Raw genomic sequence first — 315 nt, 5'->3', positions numbered from 1 at the left:
TCAGCGTCCACCGTCATGCGGATCATGCAGGACGCGAACCTCCTGCTGCCCACCAACTACCAGAAGCACCAACGCGACCTGGCAGGCGCCAGGAGAGCGGCGTTCGCCCAGACGCCCACCGGAGCGAACCAGGTGTGGCAGCTGGACTTCAGCGAGTTCGAAACCATTTCAGGGGGTGTGTGGCGCCTGGCGGGATGCCGCGACTACTGGAGCAAATACGAATACCCCTGGCATATCTCACCGACCGCCAATCAACACGACGCCATCGAAGCGGTCGAGCTTGCCCTTGCCGAGTATGAAGCACTGGCCGGAGCG

The 315-nt window shown here is 62.9% G+C and carries 1 pseudogene; it reads left to right on the top strand.

The features are described 5' to 3' along the window. Positions 1-24 precede the first annotated feature (24 nt). Positions 25-315 (top strand): annotated as a pseudogene (locus CJ197_RS14800) (transposase); the annotation flags it as partial.

It is taken from the genome of Brachybacterium sp. UMB0905 (genome assembly GCF_002871795.1).
GTDB lineage: Bacteria > Actinomycetota > Actinomycetes > Actinomycetales > Dermabacteraceae > Brachybacterium.
Note: the sequence above shows the minus strand (reverse complement) of the source record. Positions and strands in the feature narration are given on the sequence as shown.